The sequence below is a fragment of the uncultured Maricaulis sp. genome (assembly GCF_947259345.1).
In the GTDB taxonomy this organism is placed as follows: domain Bacteria; phylum Pseudomonadota; class Alphaproteobacteria; order Caulobacterales; family Maricaulaceae; genus Maricaulis.
In genome coordinates this window covers 19,440-38,229 of record NZ_CAMYLS010000029.1, presented here as the reverse complement: position 1 = coordinate 38,229, position 18,790 = coordinate 19,440, and the positions used below count along the sequence as shown (strand labels likewise).

Genomic DNA, 18,790 nt, shown 5'->3' with positions numbered 1-18,790 from the left:
GTCTCAGCGCGGCTTAGAATGCGGATCGTATTTTTTCAACCGGATATTCCGCAAAACCTGGGGGCAGCGATGCGGGTTGCAGCCTGTTTCGGGGCGGAACTCGACGTCATCGAACCCTGCGCCTTTCCCCTGACGGACAAGGGGATTCGGCGCGCCGCCATGGACTACAAGGCGGCCATTCAACCGGTGCGTCACGCCTCGTGGAACGCCTATCAGGCAAGTGCAGAAGCCGCTTCGGGCCGCCTCGTCCTGTTCACGACAAAGGGCGCCGGAGAGCTGTGGAATTTTTCATTCAGAGCAGACGACCGACTGCTTTTCGGTCGCGAAAGCGCCGGTGTTCCCGATGATGTCCATGACGCGGCGGAATGTCGCGTCCGGATTCCGATTCGCGAGGGCATGCGCTCGCTGAATGTGACGGTCTCCGCGGGAATCGCCCTGGCGGAGGCGTCGCGGCAGCTTTGGTGAACCTGCCGCCGACCGCACCAAACCTTGTCATCCCCGCTGAATGTCCGGCGCAGGCCGGACGCAAGGCGGGGACCTACATGCTCGAACACCTGGGTCCCTGATCTCCGCCCCGCCTGCGCGGGGCGTCCGTCAGGGATGACAAAGGGAGGGCACATACCGCCGCGCTTGCCCTCCTGACCTGCTGCGCTAAACATCGCCGCATGACACACACATCCGCCCCCGCCGCCGCCGCCACCGATATCCAGCGCGAAAGCGCGCAATGCTGGTTTGAAGACCTGCGCGATCAGATTTGCGCCGAATTCGAAGCCCTCGAACACGAGGCCCCCGATCAGCTCTATCCCCGCGAGGCCGGCACATTCGAACGCGAAGCCTGGACCCGTGGTGACGGGTCGAAGGATGAGGGCGGCGGGACCATGGCGATCATGCGCGGGCGCCTGTTCGAAAAGGTCGGCGTGCATGTCTCGGCGGTGCAAGGCGAATTCTCCGAACAATTCCGCCAGCAAATCCCGGGCGCGGCCGAGGATCCGCGCTTCTTCGCCACCGGGATCTCGCTGATCGCCCATATGTGGTCGCCCAAAGTGCCGGCCGTGCACATGAATACGCGCTTCATCACCACAACCGAGTGGTGGTTTGGCGGCGGCATGGACCTCACCCCCGTGCTCGACAGCGCCCGGACCCAGAACCATCCGGACGCGAAGGCCTTCCATGCCGCCTGCAAGACGGCCTGCGACGCGCATGGCGAGGATTTCCACGCCCGCTTCAAGAAATGGTGCGACGAATATTTCTACCTGCCCCACCGCGATGAACCGCGTGGGATTGGCGGAATTTTCTACGACCGCCACAATACCGGCGACTGGGATGCCGATTTCGCCTTTACCCGCGATGTGGGCCGGGCGTTCCTGGACATTTATCCGAAAATCGTCCGCGGCCGGATGGGCGAAAGCTGGACCGCCGAAGACCGCGAGGAACAGTTGATCCGGCGCGGCCGCTACGCCGAGTTCAATCTCCTGCACGACCGGGGCACCAAGTTCGGCCTGGAGACGGGTGGCAATGTGAAGTCCATCCTGTCGTCCATGCCGCCAGAAGCGAAGTGGCCGTAAGCCGGGCAAACCGGGCACTTCCTGCCCGGCAAGGTTGAGCCCCCGGCAATTCCCCGCCGGGGCCGGCCCCAACAGATCACGAAATAGCAGGCGATCTCAGCGCGTTGAGCTGGCATCCGGGTTGCAGCCCACTGGTTGTGAGTTTGTAGCAAGGCGTCAGACAATGAGTATTGCCGGTATCGGCCCGACGGGCGCAAACCCGTTTCTCACCGCGACATCCCGCCCCGAGGCGGTCCGCCCCGAAGAGGTCCGGACTTCCACGGCAGCCGCGCGCCAATATTCGGCGGCCGAGACCGATGCGAAACCCGCTGCAAACCCACGCCCGACGCCGGCCGAACCCGCCTCCAAGGCCTTGTCGACAGAGGAATCCGTCGCCGTCACCGAATTCCTCCGCTGGGCCAACATGACGCCGGCAGAACGCATCCGGGCGCAATATCTGGAGCGGGAAGGCTTGAGTGAGGACTCCCTGGCCTCCCTGCCCGAGGAGGAGCGCGAGCGTATCGAGATGGAAATCCAGCAGCGCATCCGCGACGCGCTGGGCGGCACCGCCGACAAAGCTGACATCTCGCAGCGCGCCAGCCAGGCCTATCAGACCGCGTCCGGCCTGATCGGGTGATCGGCCGGCGCGAGCAATCACAGACAGCCCGCATCCAATAGCGGATCGGGCCGCATCAAACGGGTGAAGCCAAGAGGCGAGCCCGTCGTGCCCCAGACCCAGATTTCCCAGCCCTTCCAGCGTTTTCGCGCCGACATCGTCGCGACAGCCTTCGCGCCGCATCGCCATGACACCTATGTCTTCGCCTTGACCACACGCGGCGTTCAGGACTTTGACTATCGCGGAGCGACCCGCCGTTCCCAGCCCGGCGCCGTGGTCGTCCTGCATCCCGATGAGCTGCATGACGGTCGTCCCGGCGATACGGGCGGTTTCGGCTATGCCGGGCTGAGCATTCTGCCGGAAACGCTCGCACAATACCGGCCCGGAGGCGGACTGCCCTTCCTGCCCGGCGGGGTCAGCCGCGACCCCGCACTGATGCGGGCCGTTCGCGCCCTGCTGGAACCTGCGCCGTTGAGCGATAACCTGCAGTCCGAAAGCGCGCTCATCGACCTGGCGCTGGCGCTGGACGGCGTCAGTGACGCACCCAGTGCGACGAGCCCGGTCAGCCGGGCCGTCGTCGAGGCCGCTTGCGCACATATCCGCTGCCACAGCCAGCGTGGCGTTTCACTGGCCGAGCTGGAGGCCCTGACCGGAATGGATCGCTGGCAATTGAGCCGGGATTTTCGCGCCCTGCGCGGAACCAGCCCGGCGCGATACTTGACCCAGCGCCGCCTCGATCAGGTCCGCCAGGCCATTGCCGACGGCGACCGCCTGGCGGACGCGGCGCAGGATGCCGGCTTTGTCGACCAGGCCCATATGAGCCGCCATTTCAAGGCCGCCTATGGCATCACGCCCGGCCAGTTCGCCCGCACGATCATACAAGACCCCATCCCGACACATCGCCACCCTGTCCTTCACTGACCGCCAACCAGGCGGCCGCGTTGAAGGAAATGCCCCATGTCTCTCACCCCGTCCCATCGCAGCCGGATCGAGCTGCTCATCGAACTCGTCCTGGTGGCGATCGTGATGACCGGCTCGAAGGCCCTGTTCGACCAGGTCGACTGGCGCTTCGCCGGCCCGTTCTCGATGGGCTGCACGATCACCACCATTGCCCTCATCAGCTATTTCCGGAAGGAGAGCTGGGCCAATCTCGGCTTTCGCAAACTGCGCCACTGGTGGTCCGGCCCGCTGATCCTGCCGCAGGCCCTTCTGGGCGTGATCGTGATCATCGGTATCGGAGCCGGCGCCGCCTATCTCGGCGATGCCCTGGGGGCCTGGAATGTCGATGAGACGCCGGAGGGCGTGGAAGCCCGTTGGGGCAATGTCGAGGGCAATCTGCCGGTTTACCTGATGTGGCTGGCCATCATCTGGACCAGTGCCGCCTTTGGCGAGGAAATCTTCTTTCGCGGCTATCTGATCGACCGGGTCGGCCGCTTTCTGCCCAATGCCCGCTGGGCCAGCTTCATCGCCATCCTGATCCCGGCCCTCATCTTCGGTGCCGTGCATGCCTATTATCAAGGTTTCCGCGGATTTGTGGTGACGGGCCTGATCGGCCTTGCCCTGGGCGCACTCTACCTCGCCAACAAGCGCAATCTGTGGCCAAACATCCTCGCCCACGGCGCGGTCGATACGCTCGGCTTCACGGCCATGTATCTGGATCTGGATATCTGACAGGGATCAGTTCCGGCCAAGAAAAAACCCCGGCAGTGAGGCCGGGGTTTTTATCTGTGAAGGCTGGCGCTGACGGCCTAGTGCGTCTTCAACTTGGCGATCAGCTCGTCCTTGGTGGGTTCGAACCGGTCGGCAATCCACAGCGCCTTGAGCTCGTCCAGCGCGTCGCCGAGCATCGGGCCGGGCTCATAGCCCAGAAGGATGAGATCGCCGCCCTTGACCGGGAATTCCGGCTCTTGCCACTCGCGGGCAAATCTGGCGAGCAATTGCCAGTCGCGCGGCGGCGGAGCCACCTCGCCGGCCGCCTGGAGGCGGACCTGGTCTTCAAAGGCACGGGCGCCGAGCTTCATCAGCGCACGTTCCGCGGCCTGGAGATCGGAGAAAGCCTCGGTCACGTCGTCCCGGGCCGAGGGGTCGACGGCGCCCTGGAGGCGACGGGCTTCCGCGTTCGACATTTTCATCTTGGCTGCCATGGTCCTGATCCTTTCCGGTCCGCCATCGGCGAGCGCCGCAAATCTGAGCATCGAATCGGGCGCTAATCCGTAGTCTACATCTTGCGCAATGATACCGCCCAGGACTCTTAATGATCCGTTCACTCCGAGCATCATTTCCAGTAGGCCGAAATCGCGCATCACCTTAAGGACCGCCCGCGGATCAGGTGCGGACAGGAGTTTTTTCAGTTCGGACCACACTCGCTCGGCGGATAATTTATGCAGACCCTGCGCGTGTGCACGCACCGCTTCGAGCGCGTTTGCGTCCGGTGAGCCGCTGCCATACCAGGCCTCGAAGCGGAACAGGCGCAGGATGCGCAGATAGTCTTCGCAGATCCGGTCACCCGCCTCGCCGACGAACACAAAGCGCCGATCCGGCAGGTCGGCGAGACCGCCGGTCGGGTCATGCACGACACCCGCAGCATCGGCATAAAGTGCATTGAGCCGGAAATCGCGGCGCTGCGCGTCCTCGGCCCAGTCTAGTGTGAAGGCGACCACGGCGCGGCGGCCATCGGTGGCGACATCCCGGCGCAATGTGGTGACTTCAAAAGGTTGGCCATCGGCCACCACGGTAATCGTGCCATGGGCCTTGCCAGTCGGGACCGGTTTGAGACCGGCGGCCCGGGCCGCGGCAATGACCTGGTCGGGATCGAGCTGGGTGGCGATATCAATATCGGCCACCGGTGCGCCCAGCAGCGCATTGCGCACACATCCGCCGACAAAGCGTGACTCGCCCAGGTCCGCGGCGTCGAGGGCCGCCATGACCTTGCGGGTCGGCGCGGCCCTCATCCAGTCATGGTGAGCCGGGTCGAGCCTTGTGGCCGTCATTGCGGGTCGTCATCTCCGGGCGTCGGCTCGATATCGCCTGCCGTCTCGTCTTCCTCGGCCGGCACGAAATGGCCCGGCACGATCCGGCCATCGATGTTCTGCGGCGGGACATAACGCTCGCCGGCATGACCGGCACGGCTGGCGTCGAAGACGACGAGCACCAGCATCATGATCACGGCCAGGCCGGCACCGGCCGCAGCCAGGCGCAAAGTTGGCAGGCGACCGGCGTCCGGTCTGCCCGAGGAGAGCCGCTGCCAGATCATGAACAAGGCGAAGGGCAGCAGGAAGGAGGCAATTTCAATGAGCGTGATGCGGATCATGATTCAACCATATAGCCTGTCGTGCAGGGATTTCAGCATGCCCGCTGTCGCCCCCCAGATATAACGCCCCTCCCAGGGCATCGCATAATAGTGTCGGACATGGCCCTGCCATTCACGCGAGTGGCGTTGGTGATTGGCCGGATCCATGAGGAAGTCAAAGGGTGTCTCGAAGACATCCGCGACCTCGCCCGGGTCCGGACGCAAGGTAAAGCCTGGTTTGATCACGCCGACAAAGGGCGTGACGTGATAGCCGGTCACCGTGGCATAGCTGTCGAAGCGACCGATCAGCTCGACATGATGCCCGCCAATCCCGACCTCTTCCTCCAGCTCGCGCACCGCCGCCTGGGCTGCGGTCTCGCCGCCGGCATCGATCCGGCCGCCGGGAAAGCTGATCTGGCCGGCATGGCGCGGCAGATGCGAGGCTCGCTCGGTCAATAGCAGACGCGGCGGGCCGTCATGCAGGATGAGCGGCGCAATCACAGCCGCATCGCGAATTTCCACATCGGCGAGTTCCGGCGGAACGGGCGCGTCACCATTGAGATCGGCATCACCGAAGCGCGGCCGCTCGGGCGGGGCATCGATCGGGTCGAGCCGGTCGCGCAAATGGGCGACCAGCGTCTCGGCCTCACGCATCGCCGTCGTCGCCATCATCATCACCGAGCGGGTAGAAAACGCCGCCGCTCCACACACCGGTCTTGCCGTCATGCTCGACGGCGCGCTCCGCCAACTCGTAAAAGACCGGCCGTGTCATCAGCGCTTCCAGTTTGCCGCGAACATGTACCAGCGGTGTCGGCTCACCGGTTACCGGGTCAATCGATACCGAGATCGGATGGTCAGGTCCTGCTTCGGTCAATTCATCCATATTGGTAGTAAAAATCAGCGACTGCTCGCGGCCTTCGCCAACCGCGTCGACTCGCACCGCCAGGAAGGGCGCGACCTCCACCTCGATGCCGATTTTCTCAACCGGCGTCACGAGATAATGAATGCCGTCGTCATCTTTCCGCAAGATTGTGGCAAACAGCCGTATAAGACGGTCCCGCGTGATGCGCACACCTTCATGCCACCATGACCCGTCCCGCTTGATGACGAGGTCCATCTCCCCGCAATATTCGGGATGCCAGCGCTCGACCGGCGGCAGGCCGGTTCCGGCTTCGCGAGCTGCCTTGAGCAGTGACTGCATTGGATCACGGGATTGCGCGTTCGAGGGCATGGACACCTTATCTGCGCAACGCCATGCTGCGTCGCGCCAACTGGCCTATATCGGGTCTGTATCGGAAAGGAATGTAGGACGATGACCGAGATGAATGAACCCGGTGCAGAGCTGATTGCTGAAGCCGACGCCGCGACGGATCGCCTCAAGGCGGTCAAGGAATCCATCGGTCGCGTGATTTACGGCCTGGAAAACGAAGTCGAGCTCTGCCTCACCGCGATGCTGTCCGGCGGGCATACCCTGCTCGTTGGCGCGCCCGGCCTGGCCAAGACCCGCCTGGTGGAAACGATTGCGGTCGCGACCGGGATCGACACCAAGCGTATCCAGTTTACGCCGGATCTGATGCCGGCCGATATCCTCGGCTCGGAAATGCTCGAGGAAGGCGATGACGGAAAGCGTCATTTCCGCTTCCTGCCCGGCCCGATCTTCTGTCGCCTGCTGATGGCTGACGAGATCAACCGCGCCAGCCCGCGCACCCAGGCCGCCCTGCTGCAAGCCATGCAGGAAGGCCATGTCACCGTCGCCGGCGAGCGTCACGACCTGCCAAAGCCCTTCCACGTTCTCGCGACCCAGAACCCGATCGAGCAGGAAGGCACCTATCCGCTGCCCGAAGCCCAGCTTGACCGCTTCCTGCTGCGCGTCGACGTGCCCTACCCGTCCCGCGAGGCCGAGCGCGCCGTCCTGCTGGCGACGACCGGTGCCGATACGGCCGAATCGGTCTCGGTGCTGGACGCCGAGGAGATTCTCAAACTCCAGGCCTTGGTCCGTCGCCTGCCCGTCGGCGAGCGGGTGCTGGAATCCATTCTCGACCTGTTGCGCCTGGCCCGCCCGGAAGATTCCGATGTGCCGGAAGTGCGGGAGGGCGTCTCTTGGGGTCCGGGGCCACGCGCCGGACAAGCCCTGATGCTCGCCTGCCGCGCCCGCGCGCTCCTGCAAGGCCGCCTCGCCCCGTCGACCGAAGACGTTGCGGCGCTGGCCGAGCCAGTGCTGAAACACCGCATGGCGCTCTCCTTCGCGGCCCGCGCTGACGGTCACACGCTGGAAGGCCTGATCAAATCGCTGGCCGACCGGGCCGCCTGATCATGAGCCAGGGCGCCAATCGCCAGGATGAGGCAAGGGTCGTCGCGCTCCGCCATGCAGGCGAAGACGCGGCCGCCAGCCTGCCCGCCCTGCTGGCCGAAGCGGATCGCATTGCCGCGACCGTCGCCCAGGGTGTGCACGGACGGCGCCGCTCCGGCATTGGCGAGACATTCTGGCAATATCGGCATCACCGCCCCGAGGATGGACGTCAGGCGATTGACTGGCGCCAGTCAGCCCGTTCCGACCAGCTCTTCGTGCGTCAGAATGAATGGGAAGCGGCCAGCACGGTCTGGCTGTGGCGCGATGGCTCGGCCTCCATGCGCTATGCCTCGAGCCGCAATCATGGCGCAAAGATTGACCGCGCGGCTGTCTGCCAGATCGCGGTTGCGGCCCTGCTGACCCAAGGCGGTGAACGCGTCAGTGTACTCGGTGAGTCCGCCATTGCCCGTACCGGTGCCCTCGGCCTGGAGCGCGCCTCGCGCCGCCTGGCGCTGGGTCCCGGTGATGCCTCGGCGGTCGAAGCGCCCAATATTTCCCGCTTTGGCCGTGTCGTGCTGGCCAGCGATTTCCTCGACCCGATCGAGACCTGGGCCTCGCGCCTGTCGCGCTTTGCGGCCATGGAGGCGCATGGCGTCCTCCTGCGCGTCGTTGATCCGGCGGAAGAGGATTTCCCTTACGCAGGCCGCACGCGGTTTGAACACCCGGGTGGCGGTGAAAGCCTTCTCTTCGGACGTGCCGAGGAAGCCCGCTCGGCCTACCGCAAACGCTGGGCCGAACATGGCGAACGCCTCGCCGACCTGGCCCGTCAATACGGCTGGACGCTGGTGACCCACCGCACTGATCGTCCGGCGACCAGCGCCGTACTCGCCCTGTTCCGCGCCCTCGCGAGGGATGTCTGACCTGATGTTTGCTCTCGGCCCCCTCTCCTTCGGCGCCCCGCTGGCGCTGGCCGGTCTTTTGACCCTGCCACTCCTGTGGCTGCTCCTGCGCGCCACGCCGCCAGCGCCCAAACGCGCCATCTTTCCGCCGCTGCGCCTGCTGCTCGGCGCGCCGGATGATGCCGAGACCCCGCAGCATGCGCCCTGGTGGCTGATCCTTTTCCGCCTCCTGATCGCCGCCCTGGTCATTATCGCCCTGGCGCGTCCGGTCTGGACGCCGCCCAGCGTCGAGGAAGAGACCCGTCCGGCCCTGATCGTCATGGACAGCGGCTGGGCCAGCGCCGCCGCCTGGAATGACATGCGGCAGGAAGCCGAGCGCCTGATCAACGAGGCCGAGCGCGAAGGTCGACCGGTGACCCTGATCACCACGGCCCCGACCGGACAGGCCATGCCCGCCCTGCGTCCCGGCAATGCCGACAGTGCCCGCCGCCAGCTGGAAACCGCCGAACCCCAGCCCTGGCCCGCCGATCGCGGGGCCACGGCCGAACGCCTCAATGCTGCACGCGCTGAAGGCGCGCTGAGTGCGCCCATGGCCGTGACCTGGCTGAGTGATGGTGTCGACAGCCGCGATGCGGCCGAGCTCTCGCGCGCCCTGGATGCGCTGGGTGATCTCACCGTGATCGAACCCGATGCCGGGCGAGCCCCGCTGGGTCTCGCTGCGCCGGAACCGGCGGCTGATGGGCTGACCGTCTCTGTCCTGCGCGCTGGCGGCGATTTCCCGCGCACCGTCGCCGTGACCGCTCTTGGCAGTGATGGCCGCGCCATCGCCCGTACCGATCTGCAATTTGCCGCCGGTGAAGGGGTGGCTAGTGCCGATATCAGCCTGCCGCTCGATTTGCGCAATCGCATAGCCAGCCTGCGCCTGAATGGCAGCAGCTCGGCCGCCTCGATCCGCCTGCTGGGTGATCAATGGCAGCGCCCGCGGGTCGGACTGATCACGCTGGAAAGCGATGAAGGGCAGCCCCTCCTCTCCGATCTCCACTATGTGCGCAGCGCGCTTGGTCCGCATGCCCAGCTGATCGATGGCGATCTCGATGCCCTGCTGGCCGAGGATGTCTCGGTGCTGGTGATGACAGACAGCGCCCGCTCCGACGATCAACGCATTGTCGACTTCGTCAATGAGGGCGGCGTGCTGATCCGTTTTGCCGGCCCGCGCCTGGCCGCCCAGGGCGATGATCTCCTGCCGGTCATCCTGCGCGAAGGCGGACGCCTTTTCGGCGGATCGCTGAACTGGGATGAACCGCAACGCATCGCCAGTTTCCCGGATACCTCACCCTTTGCCGGCTTGCCCGCCGACAATTCCGCCACCATTGACCGTCAGGTCCTGGCTCAGCCGGGCAGCGCCACGCCGGACCGGGTCTGGGCCCGTCTCGAAGACGGCACGCCGCTGGTCACCGCCGAACGCCGCGCCCGCGGCTGGATTGTCCTCTTCCATGTCACGGCCAGTCCGGACTGGTCCGACCTGCCACTGTCCGGCCTCTTCCCCCGCATGCTGCAGCGCCTGATGGGCCTGTCGCAGGGTGGCAATGCTGCCGTGCCCGGCAATGGCGCCTGGGTGCTCGACCAGGCACTTGACGCCCGCGGCCAGCTGGTCTCGGCACCGGTGAGCGCACGTCCGGTTCCCGCTGCCGCCTTCGACACCACAATCGTTTCTCCGGTCGCCCCTCCCGGTCTATACCGGCTTGGCTCGGCAGCCTCAGCCCTCAATGTCATCGGAACAGATACCCGCATGGAGCCCCTGCCCCGCGACCTTCCCGGCGCTCGTTTCGCCAGCCTCGACGGTCCCCGCGCCCAGCATTTCGACGCCTGGCTGCTGGCGGCGGCCCTCGTCATGCTCGCCCTGGACGTCTTGATCGCACTGGGGCTCGCCGGTCGCCTGCCCGCACGGTTCGGCGCCGCGACCGCGGCGGCCCTGCTCGCGCTTGGCCTTCTGCCGCTGGCCGCAGCACCGCCAGTCCAGGCGCAGGACACAACGCCGGAGCGGGTCGAGCTGAGCGACGAGATGCTGCAGGCCGCGCTGACCTTGCGCTTTGGCTATGTCACCACCGGCGACAACGCGATCGATACGCGCAGCGAGGACGGTCTGACCGGTCTGTCGCAGGAGATATTCCGGCGCAGCGCCATGGAACCGGAACCGCCCCTGGCCGTGAATGTGAACACGGATGAGCTGATCTTCTTCCCGATGCTCTACTGGCCCGTCACCCGGGATGCCGGCCCGCTGAGCCCGGAAGCCTCGCGCCGCGTCGCCAATTACCTGGCTGCCGGCGGGCTGATCGTCTTTGACACGCAGGACGCCGATATCGCCATGCTGCGCGCGGGCGCCCCGCATCCCGGCCTGGTCAATGTGCTCGACAGCATCGATGTCCCGGCCCTGTCACAAATCCCGACCGACCATGTCCTGACGCGCGCCTTCTACCTGCTACAGGAATTCCCCGGCCGGTTCACCGGCTCGCCGGTTTGGGTCGAGGCCAATCCCGATGGCGCCTCCCGTGACGGCACCTCCGGCGTGATCATTGGTTCGCATGACTGGGCCACGGCCTGGGCACGCGGCGCTGGCGGCGGTGCAGCCGCACCCATTGAAGGCGGCGCACGCCAGCGTGAGCTGGCGATCCGCTTCGGCGTCAATATCGCCATGTATGCGCTGACCGGAAACTACAAGGCGGATCAGGTCCATGTGCCCGATATCCTGGAAAGGCTCGGCCAATGACCGTCTCCCAGAGCCTGCCCCTCGGCGCGACGGTCTCGGCGCTTGATTTTGCCCCGCTCCTGCCCTGGTCGGTGATTGGCGGTCTGGCCGGAATCGCCCTGTTGGCGATTGCGATCGGCGGCCTGCAGAAAATGTCAGGTTGGATCTGGCGCTCCCTGGGCGTGTTGATGATCGCCCTCGTCCTGGCCAATCCCTCCCTGGTGGAAGAGGAACGCGACCCGCTGCCCGATGTGGCCGTGCTGGTCACCGATACCTCCGCCTCGATGACCGTCGGCGGGCGCCGCGAAGCGTCCGAGGAAATGGCCGAAGCCCTGCGCCAGGAAGCCGAGAATGACCCGATGCTCGACCTGATCGAGGTCGAGGCTGGTGAAACGGCTGACGGCACCATGCTGTTTGACGGGGTCAATGCCGCCCTGGCCTCGGCGCCGCCGGACCGGCTGGCCGGTGTTGTCCTGGTCACTGACGGGCAGATCCATGACGCCCCGATCGACACGGATGCGCTGAATGTCGATGCGCCGATCCACCATGTGATGACCGGCGACCGTTCTGCCGGGGATCGCCGCCTGGTGATCGAGGAAGCGCCGCGCTACGGCATTGTCGGCCAGACCGTGGCCTTCGTGATCCGCGTCGAGGATGACGCCGTGCAGGGCACCGCCTCGGTCGCGTTCCGCTTTGAGGGCGGCGACCCGCAGGTTTATCCCATCCCGATCGGTCGCTCGACCCGGGTCGAAGTCCCGGTTGAACGCCGCGGACAGAATGTGATCGAGGCCGAGGTCGAGGCCGGCCCGCAGGAACTCTCCCTGATCAATAACCGCGCCGCCGTTTCCGTGTCCGGCGTGCGCGATCGCCTGCGTGTTCTGCTGGTCACCGGCGAGCCGCATAATGGCGCGCGCGCCTGGCGTGACCTTTTGAAATCCGATCCGTCCGTGGATCTGGTCCATTTCACCATTCTGAGGCCGCCGGACCGTCGTGACTCGACTCCGGTCGACGAGCTGGCCCTGATCGGCTTCCCGGTGCAGGAACTCTTCGTCGAGCGCCTGAGCGAATTCGACCTGGTGATCTTCGACCGCTATCGCCGTCGCAACATCATGCCGCCGCTCTATTTCGACTATATCTCGCGCTATGTGGAGAATGGCGGCGCGCTGCTGGTCACCGCCGGTCCGCCCTTTGCCGGGCCGCCGAGCCTCTATCGCACGCCGTTGGCTGCTGTCCTGCCGGTGCGCCCGACCGGCTATATCACCGATGCGCCCTTCACACCGGAGCCGACCGATACCGGTCTTCGCCATCCGGTCACGGCCGGTCTGGCCGGTGGCGGGGAGAGCCCGCAATGGGGTCGCTGGCTGCGCCATATCCACGGCACGGCCCTGGGTGGAGAGACCCTGTTGGAGACGCCGGATGGCGACCCGCTCCTCGTGGTGCAGCGCTCGGGCCAGGGGCGCGCGGCGATCGTGATGTCGGATCAGACCTGGCTCTGGTCGCGCGGTTTTGAAGGCGGCGGCCCCTATGCGGAGATGTTCCGCCGCGTCGCCCACTGGCTGATGCGCGAACCGGAGCTCGACGAGGAACGCCTCACCGCCTTTGCCACCGATGGCGAACTCCAGGTCGACCGGGTCACCCTGTCCGATACGCCACCGCCCTTGCAACTGACCTGGCCCGATGGCCGGCAGGATGTGGTCACCATGACCGAGACCGAAGGCGAGCCGGGCCATTTCGCCGCCCGTGTCCCGGCCAGCGGTTCCGGCCTTGTGCGCCTGCGCTCCGGCGATCTGACGACAGTGGCCGCCCTGGGTCCGATCAATCCGCTGGAATACGCCGATCTGCGTCCCAATGCGGATGTGCTCGATCCTTTCGTCGATGTCACGGGTGGTGGTCTCTTTGCCATTGGCGACGGTCCCAATGCCAATCTGCCAGGCCTGCGCCGGACCCGGGCGTCCGCCGATCAGGCCGGGCGCTCCTGGCTCGGTCTGCAGCGCAATGAACGCTATGTCGTTCGGGCCTCGACCCGTATACCGCTTCTGCCCGGCCTGCTCATGGTGTTGCTGATCGCGGCCATGCTGGGTCTGGGCTGGTGGCGTGAAGGACGCTGAGACCTGACGCCACTGTCACGGTGAAGACCGCATTCACCATGCGGAAACACCTTCTCTGGCATGACGGGGTCAATTGAACCGGAGACACCCATGCGCCGCATTCTGACCCTGATCACCATTCTCGGCCTCGCTCCGGCCCTGTCGGGCTGCCTCGTCATCGGCGCAGCCGCGCTCGCAACCGATGTTGCCGTCGGTACGGCGGGCGCTGCGGTCCGCACCACGGCCGCCGTCGGCGGCGCCGCCATCGATGTCGTCACCCCGGGTGATGACGATGATGACCACGATCATGATCATGATCACGACTAAATGACGCACAGGCGCGCGCTTTCGCGTGCCAGCGCCTTCTCAACCACCCCCTGATACTGATACACTCCGCCTTGAGGGACTGCTTGTAGACGTATCAAGGAGGCGCGTTATGTTGCGCACGATGACGGCCATTCTGGCACTGGGTGCCCTGTCCACCCCGTCGCTGGCGGACCAGCCCGTGACCATTGGCGAGATTGCCTATGGACCGGAACTTATTGAAAACGCAGAGGACTTTGGTGAGCGCGAACTCGAGCGCCTGTCCGGCTATCTGCGCACTGCGCTGGAGCGCGAGCTCCGCGACCAGATGGGTGAAGGCGGCTATACGCTCAACGCGACGATTCTCAACGCACAGCCCAACCGCCCGACCATGGCGCAGATGAGCGGCACGCGCGCCCTGCACCATTCTTCCATCTCGATCGGCGGCGCCGAAGTCGAAGCGGAACTCATCTCTGCCGATGGCGAGATTCTCGAAACCTACAGCTATGGCTGGCAAAGCTGGAATATCCAGGATGTCACCGGCTATGCCCAGTGGACCGATGCGCGGCGGACCTTCTCGCGCTTTGCCGACCAGGTCTCCGACAGTCTTGATGAGCGGGCCGACACCGGCTCCTGATCACATCGGATTTCCGGACAAGACGGACGCGCCTTCGCAGGTGCGTCCGTTTTTTATTGTGCTGCAGCAAGGAATTACCAAAGGCACCCCTGATGCCGCTCACGCAGATGTGATAGGCTGATGCCATCGCAGGGGGGACATGAACCCAGGAGAGACCGAAATGCGTACTCTCGTTTGTGTACTTGCGTTGTGTTGCCTGACCCCGCCGGCCCTCGCCCAGAATGGCGACGCCTTCCAGGCCGAATTTCGAAGCGAGGCGAGCGGATCCATCGAGATTGGCCGGATCGGTTTTTCCGATCTTGTCCGGGCCAAGGCTGACAGTTTGGGCGAAGCCGAGCTGGCACGTCTGGCGACCTATCTGCGCGATGACCTGTCGCGGGCCCTGATTGATGCTGACTGGCATGGGGTGGCCACGCGGGAGACCGTGCTGACCGTGACCATCACCGATGTCGTGCCGAACCGGCCGACCATGAACCAGATCCAGGTCATGGACACCGCGCACTACTCTGCCCACGCCAATGGCGGCGCTGCGCTGGACGCTGAATTACGCGATGCCGATGGCGGTCTGGTCGCCACCTTCACCTATGCCTGGTTCAATCCGGACAGTGGCGACGGGGCCGGCTATGGCGTGTGGACGGACACACGGCGGGCCTTCCACGCCTTCTCGACCGCGCTGGCCGAGAGCCTGGGCGCCGCCCCCATGCCGCGCAGCTAGCCGGGGAACCGGATCAGGGCGCACCGATCCATTTATGGGTCTGCAGGGAAAGCGACCATTTGGGGTGCGCCAGGCAGTAGTCGAAAGCGGCCTGGGCATTCTCCATCATCCGCGGCCCGTCCATGGGCTGCAGGGAGAAGCGTTTGAAGTCCCAGCCCTCAAACGCAGACGGATCAAGCTCCGGCTGCGGATAGACAAGCTTGAGCTCATGGCCCGAGGTCTGGACGACCGGCGCCTTGCCTTTCGGGCTGACCGTGATCCAGTCGATCCCGTCCGGGGCCGCGAGTGTACCGTTGGTCTCCACCGCAATCTCGAAGCCGCGCGCATGCAGGGCGTCGATCAGCGGCGAATCCAGCTGCAGGAGCGGCTCGCCACCCGTGCACACAACCAGCGGCGCCCCGCCGCCCGGCCAGAGTTCGGCAACCGCCTCGACGAGCGCCTCCGGCGTCTGGAACCGCCCGCCGCCGGGACCGTCCATGCCGATAAAATCCGTGTCGCAGAAATTGCAGATCGCCTTGTGCCGATCCTGCTCTCGCCCGCTCCACAGATTGCAGCCGGCAAAGCGCAGAAAGACCGCAGGGCGGCCTGACTGGGCTCCTTCGCCCTGGACCGTCAGGAAGCGTTCCTTCACCGAGTAGGTCATGCCGGCAACCCCGCCTTCCAGGCAGCATGGCCACGCGCCCGCAGCTCGCAGGCGGGACAATCATCACAGCCATAGCCCCAATCATGCCGCGTGCCGCGTTCACCGCGATAACAGGTATGGCTGGCCTCCTCGATCAGGCCGGTCAGGGCCGAGCCGCCGAGCTCATCGGCGAGCGCCCAGGTCTGTGCCTTGTCGAGATGCATCAGCGGTGTGGCGATGCTCAGCTCGGTATCGAGACCGAGGCCGAGCGCCGACTGCATGGCGTCGATCGTCTCGCGCCGACAATCGGGATAGCCGGAATAATCGGTCTCGCACATCCCGCCCACCAGCACACCATGTCCGCGCCGATAGGCCAGCGCCGAAGCAATGGTGAGAAAAACCAGATTGCGGCCCGGCACGAAAGTGCTGGGCAGGCCGCTGGCTTCCATCTCGATGGCGCGGTCGGCCGTCAGCGCGCTCTCGGCAATGGCGCCATAGCCGGACAGGTCAATGACGAAGTCCTCACCCAGACGCTCGCCCCAAGTCGGAAACCCGCGCTGCGCACCGGCACGGACCGCCTGGCGGGCGTCCATCTCGACATGATGTCGCTGGCCATAATCGAAGCCGACCGTCTCGACCCGGCCGAAACGGTTCAGCGCCCAGGCCAGGCAGGTCGCGGAATCCTGGCCACCGGAAAACAAGACAAGGGCCGATTGGCTGGCGGTTTCGGGGGTGGAGGTCTGGCTCATGCGGCGCTTATATACCGATGGGGAGAAATTTGGCCATGCACAGCCTACGCCTGATCTACACGACCTGGCCCGATGCCGACAGCGCGCAGGCTGCTGCCGGCATTGTCGTCACCGAAGGATTGTGCGCCTGCGCCAATCTCCTGCCCGGCATGACCAGCGTCTATCGCTGGCAGGGCAAGATCGAAACCGCAGGCGAATGCGTCGCCCTGTTCAAGACCAGCCAGGCTGCCGCCGAGACCCTGGTCGCCCGCCTGACCGAACTCCACCCCTATGACGAACCCGCGATCCTGGGCCTGCCAATCGATGCCGAGAGCAGTGCCGCCGGCTTTCTTGACTGGGTCGCCTCCGAGACCGGGCTTGGCCGAGGCGATCCGCGCTGACACTTCGGCTCGGCATGAAGCCGCCTGCTATGCCGCAAATTCGTGTGAAATATTCGTGAAAGCATTGGCATTGTCGCCAGCGCTTGAATGAATGGAAACCGTTTTCATGGACAAGCATTCCCGTAATCGGTGAGACGATCGAAAGCCCAGGCTGAATCCCGGGCAGGACGAGGGGATTTTGATGGTGGGCTTGGTTCGAGACGTTCTGGTCGATGCGCCGGCCGTCGCAACGGATACGACCGGCGGCGAGGTTTACGAGCATTTCTCGGAAGATCCGGATCTGCTGGTGATGGCTGTGGTGACAGAGGGCAAGCCGGTCGGCCTGGTCGCCCGCGATCAGTTTTTCCTGCGAATGGCCGACCGACATGGTCGCGCCCTGTTCGAGCGCCGCCCGATTACTTTCGCCATGAACAAATCGCCGCTGATCGTAGAGACCCGCACGCCGATCAGCGAGCTGAACGCCCAGATCCTCAAGGATCGCCCGGCGGCACTGATGGACGGCTTCATTGCCACCCGCAATGGCGAATATGCCGGTGTGGGCACGACACTGGAACTCTTCCGCGTCATGGCCCGCGAGAATGCCGACAAGAATCACCGCCTGTCCAACCTCGCCGAACAGCTCGGCCGGGCCCGGATCGAGGCGCTGGCCGCGTCTAAGGCAAAGTCGGACTTTCTGGCCACGATGAGTCACGAGATTCGGACGCCGCTGAACGGCGTGCTTGGCGTCACCCAATTGTTGCAGGCCACCGCCCTGGACGAAGAGCAGCGCGATTTCGTTCGGGTGATCGACGAGAGCGGCAATATCCTGCTGCGCCTGCTCAATGACATTCTCGACCTGTCCAAGATTGAAGCCGGCAAGATGGAGCTGGAGTTGCGGGCCTTCCGGCCGTCTGCCCTGGTGCATGACACGCGAACGCTCTGGCTGGGCCGGGCCCGCGAAAAAGCCATCGCCTTCGAAATCGAGGCGGATTGCGACCATGACGCGCATTTCGAAGGCGATATTGTTCGCATCAAACAGGTCCTGTTCAACCTGATCAGCAATGCGATCAAGTTCACCGAGGACGGTCATGTCGATGTTCGCCTCCACTTCCTGCCCATCGGCCGGCGTCGACATGTCATGCGGGTGGAGATCAAGGATACCGGTTGCGGCATTCCGGAAGCCGCCCAGGGCGAACTCTTCTCGGCCTTCAAGCAAGCCGATGCAGCGACCAATCGCCTGCATGGCGGAACCGGTCTCGGACTGGCTATCTGCCGCCGCCTTGTGGAATTGATGAGCGGCTCCATCGGCTTCGAAAGCACGGCTGGGCAGGGTTCCAGATTCTGGTTTGACCTGCCCTTGCGGTCGGTCGAGGCCGAGGCGGCCCCGGCGGCCGTCGCGCCTGCCATTGCGCCGGTGGCCCCGGTGCCAACCCAGGCGCACACCATTCTGGTCGCCGAAGACAATCCGGTGAACCAGGCTGTCGCCCGAGGCTTTCTCAAACTGCGCGGCCTTGAGGCCGATTATGTCGAGAATGGTCAGGCGGCCGTTGAAGCCGTGAAGACCCGCCATTACGACCTGGTGCTGATGGACATGGAAATGCCGGTGATGGACGGGCTGGCCGCCTGCCGCGCCATCCGGAAGCTGGACACACCGGCGTGCACGGTCCCGATCGTCGCGCTGACGGCCAATGCCATCGGCTCGGCCAAGGATCGGTGTCAGGAGGCGGGCATGGATGATTTCATCACCAAGCCGATCATGCGCGCCGATCTCGAACGCGTGCTGGACGCCTATCTGGATCCGGCCCGCCGGGCCGCGAGGTCCAGGGCCGCGTGAGCAGCGGAAATCCATATCGATTTCGAAAATGCGGAGACAGGGACCGGCGATTGCATCATCACTCGGCATGGAGTCGGCGGGCTTGCCATTCGGGCATCGT

Annotated in this window: 20 protein-coding genes; 14 read left to right on the top strand and 6 right to left on the bottom strand. The window is 65.2% G+C overall.

Features of this window, described 5'->3' with window-relative positions; genetic code table 11:
- Positions 1-18 precede the first annotated feature (18 nt).
- The 5 genes from Q0X62_RS13645 (at position 19) to Q0X62_RS13625 (ending at position 3,831) form a co-directional block, all read left to right on the top strand.
- Complete coding sequence (locus tag Q0X62_RS13645; RefSeq protein ID WP_366946167.1) at positions 19-465, top strand: tRNA (cytidine(34)-2'-O)-methyltransferase; 447 nt, start codon at positions 19-21, stop codon at positions 463-465.
- A gap of 200 nt (positions 466-665) precedes the next feature.
- Positions 666-1,565 (top strand): oxygen-dependent coproporphyrinogen oxidase, encoded by a 900-nt coding sequence (hemF, locus tag Q0X62_RS13640; protein WP_297736893.1) that lies wholly within the window; start codon positions 666-668, stop codon positions 1,563-1,565.
- A 163-nt stretch (positions 1,566-1,728) separates the two neighbouring features.
- Positions 1,729-2,181: a hypothetical protein gene (locus Q0X62_RS13635; protein ID WP_297736891.1), complete on the top strand. Its 453-nt coding sequence runs from the start codon at positions 1,729-1,731 to the stop codon at positions 2,179-2,181.
- Between the two features lie 87 nt (positions 2,182-2,268).
- Positions 2,269-3,081, top strand: coding sequence for an AraC family transcriptional regulator (locus tag Q0X62_RS13630; RefSeq protein WP_297736888.1), 813 nt, complete (start codon positions 2,269-2,271; stop codon positions 3,079-3,081).
- Positions 3,082-3,117: 36 nt separating this feature from the next.
- Positions 3,118-3,831: a CPBP family intramembrane glutamic endopeptidase gene (locus tag Q0X62_RS13625; RefSeq protein ID WP_297736885.1), complete on the top strand. Its 714-nt coding sequence runs from the start codon at positions 3,118-3,120 to the stop codon at positions 3,829-3,831.
- Between the two features lie 77 nt (positions 3,832-3,908).
- Here Q0X62_RS13625 and Q0X62_RS13620 read toward each other — a convergent pair whose 3' ends face one another.
- From Q0X62_RS13620 to Q0X62_RS13605, 4 genes are read right to left on the bottom strand one after another with little or no spacing between them, the layout of a single operon-like run.
- The gene (locus Q0X62_RS13620) at positions 3,909-5,150 is read right to left on the bottom strand and encodes a CCA tRNA nucleotidyltransferase (RefSeq protein WP_297736883.1); all 1,242 of its coding nucleotides are present in this window, start codon (positions 5,148-5,150) and stop codon (positions 3,909-3,911) included.
- The gene (locus Q0X62_RS13615) at positions 5,147-5,470 is read right to left on the bottom strand and encodes a DUF6111 family protein (protein ID WP_297736881.1); all 324 of its coding nucleotides are present in this window, start codon (positions 5,468-5,470) and stop codon (positions 5,147-5,149) included. The genes Q0X62_RS13620 and Q0X62_RS13615 overlap by 4 nt, the downstream gene beginning before the upstream one ends.
- A 3-nt stretch (positions 5,471-5,473) precedes the next feature.
- Positions 5,474-6,118 (bottom strand): CoA pyrophosphatase, encoded by a 645-nt coding sequence (locus tag Q0X62_RS13610; RefSeq protein ID WP_297736878.1) that lies wholly within the window; start codon positions 6,116-6,118, stop codon positions 5,474-5,476.
- Positions 6,096-6,650 carry a DUF1285 domain-containing protein gene (locus tag Q0X62_RS13605; RefSeq protein ID WP_297736877.1) on the bottom strand — a complete coding sequence of 185 codons (555 nt, stop codon included), beginning with the start codon at positions 6,648-6,650 and terminating at the stop codon, positions 6,096-6,098. The genes Q0X62_RS13610 and Q0X62_RS13605 overlap by 23 nt, the downstream gene beginning before the upstream one ends.
- A 111-nt stretch (positions 6,651-6,761) precedes the next feature.
- On the opposite strand from Q0X62_RS13605, the gene Q0X62_RS13600 reads away from it, so the two are divergent.
- From Q0X62_RS13600 to Q0X62_RS13570, 7 genes are all read left to right on the top strand, one after another.
- The gene (locus tag Q0X62_RS13600) at positions 6,762-7,760 is read left to right on the top strand and encodes a MoxR family ATPase (RefSeq protein WP_297736875.1); all 999 of its coding nucleotides are present in this window, start codon (positions 6,762-6,764) and stop codon (positions 7,758-7,760) included.
- 2 nt (positions 7,761-7,762) lie between these two features.
- Positions 7,763-8,659 (top strand): DUF58 domain-containing protein, encoded by an 897-nt coding sequence (locus Q0X62_RS13595; protein WP_297736873.1) that lies wholly within the window; start codon positions 7,763-7,765, stop codon positions 8,657-8,659.
- A 4-nt stretch (positions 8,660-8,663) separates the two neighbouring features.
- Complete coding sequence (locus Q0X62_RS13590; RefSeq protein WP_297736871.1) at positions 8,664-11,405, top strand: DUF4159 domain-containing protein; 2,742 nt, start codon at positions 8,664-8,666, stop codon at positions 11,403-11,405.
- On the top strand, positions 11,402-13,492 hold the full coding sequence (locus Q0X62_RS13585; protein WP_297736868.1) for a glutamine amidotransferase: 2,091 nt from the start codon (positions 11,402-11,404) through the stop codon (positions 13,490-13,492). Before Q0X62_RS13590 ends, Q0X62_RS13585 begins: the two co-directional genes overlap by 4 nt.
- A 90-nt stretch (positions 13,493-13,582) precedes the next feature.
- Positions 13,583-13,798: a hypothetical protein gene (locus Q0X62_RS13580; RefSeq protein WP_297736865.1), complete on the top strand. Its 216-nt coding sequence runs from the start codon at positions 13,583-13,585 to the stop codon at positions 13,796-13,798.
- Between the two features lie 109 nt (positions 13,799-13,907).
- The gene (locus tag Q0X62_RS13575; protein ID WP_297736862.1) at positions 13,908-14,411 is read left to right on the top strand and encodes a hypothetical protein; all 504 of its coding nucleotides are present in this window, start codon (positions 13,908-13,910) and stop codon (positions 14,409-14,411) included.
- A gap of 160 nt (positions 14,412-14,571) precedes the next feature.
- Positions 14,572-15,126: a DUF3313 family protein gene (locus Q0X62_RS13570; RefSeq protein WP_297736859.1), complete on the top strand. Its 555-nt coding sequence runs from the start codon at positions 14,572-14,574 to the stop codon at positions 15,124-15,126.
- Positions 15,127-15,139: 13 nt separating this feature from the next.
- Here the strand turns inward: Q0X62_RS13570 and queE are convergent, their stop codons facing one another.
- Both queE and queC read right to left on the bottom strand, forming a co-directional pair.
- Complete coding sequence (gene queE / locus Q0X62_RS13565; RefSeq protein WP_297736856.1) at positions 15,140-15,769, bottom strand: 7-carboxy-7-deazaguanine synthase; 630 nt, start codon at positions 15,767-15,769, stop codon at positions 15,140-15,142.
- Positions 15,766-16,497 (bottom strand): 7-cyano-7-deazaguanine synthase QueC, encoded by a 732-nt coding sequence (gene queC, locus Q0X62_RS13560; protein WP_297736853.1) that lies wholly within the window; start codon positions 16,495-16,497, stop codon positions 15,766-15,768. The genes queE and queC overlap by 4 nt, the downstream gene beginning before the upstream one ends.
- Before the next feature lie 35 nt (positions 16,498-16,532).
- Here queC and cutA point away from each other — a divergent pair, with 35 nt between their 5' ends.
- Both cutA and Q0X62_RS13550 read left to right on the top strand, forming a co-directional pair.
- Positions 16,533-16,877: a divalent-cation tolerance protein CutA gene (gene cutA, locus Q0X62_RS13555; RefSeq protein ID WP_297736850.1), complete on the top strand. Its 345-nt coding sequence runs from the start codon at positions 16,533-16,535 to the stop codon at positions 16,875-16,877.
- A 181-nt stretch (positions 16,878-17,058) separates the two neighbouring features.
- Positions 17,059-18,690: an ATP-binding protein gene (locus Q0X62_RS13550; protein WP_297736847.1), complete on the top strand. Its 1,632-nt coding sequence runs from the start codon at positions 17,059-17,061 to the stop codon at positions 18,688-18,690.
- Positions 18,691-18,790: the final 100 nt, after the last annotated feature.